Consider the following 5820-nt stretch of genomic DNA (forward strand, 5'->3'; position numbering starts at 1 on the left):
TGGCAGCCTTGGGGCCTATGTCGCGCAGAAGCTCGCGGACTGGGGTTTTGTGGTCTCGGGCTGGAGCCGCACGCCCAAAAAACTGGAAGGCATTGCCTGCCATGACGGTGCGGAGCAGTTTCCCGCTTTTGTGGCCGAAAACAATATTCTGGTCTGCCTGTTGCCCGAAACACCGCTCACACGCGGGTTGCTGACCCATGACGTGTTCAGTGCCCTGCGCAGGCCTTCGGGGCTGGTGAACGTGGCGCGTGGCCCCCTGGTGGTGGAGGCCGACCTGCTGCGCGCACTGGAGGATGGCAGCCTGGACGGCGCGGTGCTGGATGTGTTCGACCATGAACCCCTGCCCGAAACATCGCCCCTGTGGCAGGCGCCACGCACGATCATAACGCCGCATGTGGCCTCCGAAGCCTCGCGCGAGGCCAGGGTGGCCCAGGTGGTGGCGACCATTGCCGCCCTTGAACGGGGGGAAAACGTCGCCCTGCGTTACGACCCCCAACGCGGTTACTGAGGGGCCCCGGTGCGGAAGGAGCAGACCGTAAGGGTCGGCCCGCACGCCATTCATGTGCAGGTCACGGGCCCTGAGGGTGACGACGCACAGGGAACCACCCGCGCGCCGCTGGTGCTTGTGCATGGTTTTGGCGGCAGCGTTGCAGGCTGGTTGATGGTGCAGCCCGCCCTTGCACGGCAGCGCCGTGTGATCGCTTTCGACCTGCCCGGCCATGGCAGGTCCTCGGTCGATGTCGGGGCGGGCACACTGTCTTTTTTCGCGGATTGTCTTGCCGGGCTGCTGGACACGCTGGGAATGCCCGCCGCCCATGTACTGGGACATTCGCTGGGTGGTGGCATAGCCCTTGCCCTGTTGCGGGCCTATCCGCAAATGCTGCGCAGTCTTTCGCTACTGGCGCCAGCGGGGCTTGGCAGCACGGCGAACCCGGCATTTGTCCAGGGTTTCATGAACGCCCATACGGTGGATGATATCCGCAGCACCATGGATATTGCAGTGGCGACACCGGGGCTTGTGGGGCGGAAGGCAGCCCAGGTGCTGCTGCACGGGCTGGAGGAACCCGGCCGGCGCGACGCCCTGCGACGGATCGCGCAGGCCTGTTTTCCGCACGGGCAACAGGCTGAAGACCTGCGGGGTGTTATCCACGCAGCCCCCGTGCCCGTTCACATGATCTGGGGGGAGGCCGACGCCGTTCTGCCCCGCCCCGTGCCGGATGGTTGTCTTTCCCGTATTCCCTGCCTTGCGCTGCCGGATACGGGACATCTGCCGCAGCTTGAACAGGCTCCCGCCGTGGTACGGGCGGTCAGCCTGTTTCTTGAAGGGACTGAATAACGGCAGGGATAACGGCGGGGGCGCAGGGAACAGGACACAGGGCACTATGCGCCTGTGTGTGCCTGTTCTCTGGTCGTACTCTGGCCGCTACCGGCTGTGCGGCGGAATGCAGGGGCGATACCGGGGCCGGTAGCGGGGCGGGGTAAAGACCGGTTCAGCCAGCGGACGCCAGATTGACCAGCCCGATCGTGCCATCCTCGGTGCCAAAGCCCAGAATGCAGCCATCGGGGCTGTAGGCCAGGGCGGTAATGGCGCCGGTCTGGGCCATGCAGATGGGCAGAACGCGCTGTGTGGCGGGTTCGATCATCAGAACCGTCCCGTCGGAAAAACCCCCTGCCACGACTTCCTGCGTGGGGTGGGTGGCCACGCGGGTGCACAGCGCTCCACCCGCTCCGGCCAGTTCCGTGGGCGGCTTGCCCATGGGGCCGTTCCCCACGAATGACCACAGAACCACGGTGTCTGCCCCGCCCGTGGCCAGCCATTTGCCGTTATGCGAAAACGCCATGGAGCGGACCTTGGTGGGGTAGCCGCTCATGCGCATGTTATGGCCGTCGGACAGGCGCCAGCCATGCAGGTCGTTGTCCTGCATGGCGGTCACGATCGCCTCCGCCGCCGGGTGCATGACAATGCCCAGATGGCTGCCTTTCCATTCCAGCAGGCGGGCCCCGCCATCCTTGGACTGGGTGAACCACATGGACACGCCGTTATAGTGCGAAACGGCAATGCGCTTGCCCTTGGGGTCGAACACCAGCCCGCCCACGGTGGAGGGGTGTTCGAGCGTGCGGGTGACAGTGCGGCCCGTGGCGTCGCGCAGTTCCACCTCCTTGCCAGAGGACGCGGCGATAATGGCGCTCTTGGCGTCCACATGGGTGCAGATATGCTCCACCCAGCGGCGGCTTTTGCCCAGTTCCTCGATCTCGCCCGCGGGGTCCAGGCGGCACAGGCGGCCGTCGTCCCCGCCGGTCAGGAAACTGTCGGCAAGAGTGTCGGCCGACAAGGCCAGAACCGGTCCGTCATGCACGGCAAAGCTGGTCCAGCTCTGGGGGGCCAGCAGGTCCTCGCGGTGGGCGATGATGACATCGCCTTCGGCGGTGGTGAAGGCGAAGCGGCTGGAATCGCGCGAGGCGGCGCAGGCCGTGATCTCGCCTTCCACCTGGCGGTGCGCGCCGCGTTTTTCGATCAGCCCACGCAGGGCGGTTGTGGTGCTCATGCCGCGATGCAGCTTTCAAGCCCGCGACGGAGCTGGGGCCGGTTGAGGTTGCGGCCAATGAACACCAGCCGGCTTTCGCGCGGTTCGCCGTCCTTCCAGGGGCCTATGGCGTTGCCATCCGCCATCATGTGAACGGCCTGGAACGCAAAGCGGTCATCCTGCCCGGCAAAGTCCAGAATGCCCTTGGTGCGGAGCATGTCGGCCCCTTTTTCCTGCAAAAGCGCGCTGATCCACATCTGGAAGCGCCCGGCGTCCAGCGGCTGCTTGACGGACAGCGACACGCTGGAAATGTCTTCCTCATGATGGTGTTCGGGATTTTCGAGGAAAGCGGGGGACTGTTCGAGCACGCGGCTCAGGTCGAACCCGCCACGGTCGAGCACATCCGTCAGTTTGACATTGCCCTTGCGCGCACGGTGGATGGGGGCTGCGTTGTTCAGCCTGCGAATGGTGGCCTCTATCGCGGCCAGCCCGGCTTCATCCACCAGATCGGTCTTGTTGAGGATAATGACATCGGCAAAGGCGATCTGCTGCCGTGCTTCCGAACTTTCGGCCAGTGTCGCCACGACGTTGTAGGCATCCACCACGGTCACGACCGCATCCAGCCGGGCTTTCGCGCGCACGTCCTCGTCGGCGAAAAAGGTCTGCGCCACGGGGGCGGGGTCGGCCAGGCCGGTGGTTTCCACGATCACGCCATCGAACCTGGTACGCCGCTTCATCAGCCCGTTCAGGATCCGGATCAGATCGCCGCGCACCGTACAGCAGATACAGCCGTTGTTCATTTCGAACACTTCTTCGTCCGCGTCCACCACCAGGTCGTTATCCACGCCCAGTTCGCCGAATTCGTTGATGACGACGGCGTATTTGCGCCCGTGCTCGGCTGTCAGGATATGGTTGAGCAGGGTGGTCTTGCCCGCGCCCAGAAAGCCGGTCAGGACCGTGACCGGCACGCGGGTGTCGGGCTGGGCCTCGGCCTGTGCCGCAGGTGCCGTGGATGCGTCAGACATGGGGGATGCTCTCCGTTTCACTCCAGAACTCTGTGTCATATAGGACGGCGGGGCGCGAGAAACCAGACACGGCGCGCAGGCGGCCGGGCCAGGCGGGCGTGTTTGTCGCGCGCAACGCGCATACGCAGGGTGCGAAAGGTGATCTCACCCTTGCGCATGCGCGTGGGGGCGGGTTTCGCCCGGCATGGTTTTGCGCAGGCCCGCAGCCGGTGTCGCCCTTTGGGGCGGGCGGGGTAAGGGCAGGTGTTAGCGGGCCGTGTCGGTCGCGGTTGTGATGGTGGTGGATTTCTGGCGTGGTTCGGCCGAGCGCAGGAAGCGTACGGCCAGCGCGCCGTAAAGGGCGTGGCTGCACAGGGCGCGCGAGATACCAAAGGCCAGAAAGGCGCTGGCCAGCAGGGCCAGGGTAATCTGCTGGTTGTCGCACATTTCCATGACGATGACCGTGGCGGTCAGGGGGGCCTGGGTCACGGCGGCGAAATACGCCACCGTTCCCAGCAGCACGACGGCCCCCGGCGTGGTGTGGGGCAGGAACTGTGCGATCCACCCGCCCATGCCTGCCCCGACAGACAGGGACGGCGCGAACAGCCCGCCCGGTATGCCCGAACAGTAAGATACGAACGTGGCCAGCAGCTTGAGCACGAAATACGACGCCGGATACTGCCCCGACCCCATGATGATGTCGCGCGCCTGCGTGTAGCCCGTGCCATAGGTCATGCCGCCCGACAGCAGGCCGATAATGGCCAGCACCAGTCCGCACAGTGCGGCGAACAGCACGGGACGGCGGGTAATGAACGCCCCCAGCGCGCCGGGAACCCCGCGTGACATGCGCACCAGCAGGGATGAGAACATGCCCCCGCTCAGCCCGCCCAGGACCCCGCAGACCAGCACGGCCAGCCAGCTCGTTCCCACCGGCACGGCAGAATAGGTGTGGCCGAAATAGGTGTAGTTGCCCACCATGGCGATGGCCGTCACGCCGGAAATGACAACGCAGGTCAGCATGGTGCCGCTGCTGCGCTGTTCGAAGGAGTGGGCCAGTTCCTCGATCCCGAACACGATACCCGCCAGCGGGGTGTTGAACGCGGCGGCGACACCGGCCGCCCCCCCGGCCTTGATCAGCGCGCGGACACTGGTGGTGTTGGAAATACCCGCGAACCGCCCGACCGTGTGCATGATGGCGGCACCCACCTGAACGGTCGGCCCTTCGCGCCCGATGGAGGCCCCGGCCAGCAGGCCGAAACAGGTCAGGCAGATCTTGGCCAGCGCGATGCGTACCGACAGCACCCGGTCTACAACCGCCATGTCGTTGAGGTGCATGCAGGCAATGGCCTGCGGAATGCCGCTGCCCTGCGCCCCGCGGAACCAGCTACGGGTCAGCCAGCTTGACAGCGCCAGCCCGCAGGGGGTCACGACCAGCATCAGCCAGGGGCTGACATGCATGATATGGCTGCGGATATGGGCTGCGGTATCGGCCATGCTGGCGAAGGTGACAGCAACCAGACCCACCAGAACGGCCCCGGTCCAGTAAATGAACTTGCGGCGCCAGTTCACGGTCCCGGTTTTGGCCTGTTCGCGCAGGTGGCGCAGGGACTCAGGCGTGGGCAGCACGCTGATGGACATGGGGCGTATCCGTATTGGCAGCAGAAAAAGATACGCCCGATGTTAGCACCATGCGGGGCAGATAAAAGCCGCTGCCGACCCCGTATGATATATTTACCACAGTTTTATGCTGAATGTTTCGGATTTGCCACTGTCGGCGCCGTCGGGCGGGGCCAGAACACAATGCCCTCATGCTTGGCCAGGTTGTCGGGTTCGACATGAATATGCACCAGCGTGCTGCCCATATGCGCCCGCAGCGCGGCCTCGATCCGGTCGCAGATATCGTGCGCCTGGTGCACGCTCATGCCGCCGGGCACGACCAGATGGAAATCGAGAAATGTCATTGCGCCCACAATCCGGGTGCGGATGTCGTGCGCCTCGATCGCGCCCTCGCCATTGGCGGCAATGATATCCTGAATCTGCTCCAGGGTTTCGCGCCCGGGGGCCTGGTCCATCAGCCCGGCTATGGACTCGCGCATGACGTCCCAGCCCACGCGCAGCACGTTCACGGCCACAAGCCCGGCCAGCACCGAATCCAGCCGCGCCCAGCCGGTTACGGGAATAAGGGCCACCCCCGCCACCAGCGCCACCCCTGTCCAGACATCGGACAGAACATGCTGCCCGCCCGCCACCAGCGCGGGTGAACGGCGCGCCCGCCCCGCCCGCAGCATGAC

Annotated in this window: 6 protein-coding genes; 2 read left to right on the top strand and 4 right to left on the bottom strand. The window is 65.4% G+C overall.

Annotated features, from left to right (window positions below):
* The coding region (locus ABF990_RS14475; RefSeq protein WP_415506665.1) for an NAD(P)-dependent oxidoreductase at positions 1-508 on the top strand (508 nt) is incomplete at its 5' end.
* A 9-nt stretch (positions 509-517) separates the two neighbouring features.
* On the top strand, positions 518-1336 hold the full coding sequence (locus tag ABF990_RS14480; protein WP_415501003.1) for an alpha/beta fold hydrolase: 819 nt from the start codon (positions 518-520) through the stop codon (positions 1334-1336).
* A gap of 154 nt (positions 1337-1490) precedes the next feature.
* Here ABF990_RS14480 and ABF990_RS14485 read toward each other — a convergent pair whose 3' ends face one another.
* From ABF990_RS14485 to ABF990_RS14500, 4 genes are all read right to left on the bottom strand, one after another.
* On the bottom strand, positions 1491-2546 hold the full coding sequence (locus ABF990_RS14485) for a WD40 repeat domain-containing protein (protein ID WP_415492484.1): 1056 nt from the start codon (positions 2544-2546) through the stop codon (positions 1491-1493).
* Positions 2543-3550 carry a CobW family GTP-binding protein gene (locus tag ABF990_RS14490; protein WP_415501002.1) on the bottom strand — a complete coding sequence of 336 codons (1008 nt, stop codon included), beginning with the start codon at positions 3548-3550 and terminating at the stop codon, positions 2543-2545. Before ABF990_RS14490 ends, ABF990_RS14485 begins: the two co-directional genes overlap by 4 nt.
* 246 nt (positions 3551-3796) lie before the next feature.
* Positions 3797-5167, bottom strand: a complete 1371-nt coding sequence (locus ABF990_RS14495) for a chloride channel protein (RefSeq protein ID WP_415492486.1) — start codon at positions 5165-5167, stop codon at positions 3797-3799.
* 104 nt (positions 5168-5271) lie between these two features.
* The coding region (locus tag ABF990_RS14500; RefSeq protein WP_415506666.1) for a cation diffusion facilitator family transporter at positions 5272-5820 on the bottom strand (549 nt) is incomplete at its 5' end.

Origin of the sequence: Acetobacter sp., from assembly GCF_047723915.1 — a bacterium.
Lineage (GTDB): Bacteria > Pseudomonadota > Alphaproteobacteria > Acetobacterales > Acetobacteraceae > Acetobacter.

What these genes read in the sequence shown, in the direction of transcription:
- ABF990_RS14485 (WP_415492484.1), bottom strand. Translation starts at nt 2,546, where the DNA reads ATGAGCACCACAACCGCCCTGCGTGGGCTGATCGAAAAACGCGGCGCG.
- ABF990_RS14490 (WP_415501002.1), bottom strand. Translation starts at nt 3,550, where the DNA reads ATGTCTGACGCATCCACGGCACCTGCGGCACAGGCCGAGGCCCAGCCC.
- ABF990_RS14495 (WP_415492486.1), bottom strand. Translation starts at nt 5,167, where the DNA reads ATGTCCATCAGCGTGCTGCCCACGCCTGAGTCCCTGCGCCACCTGCGC.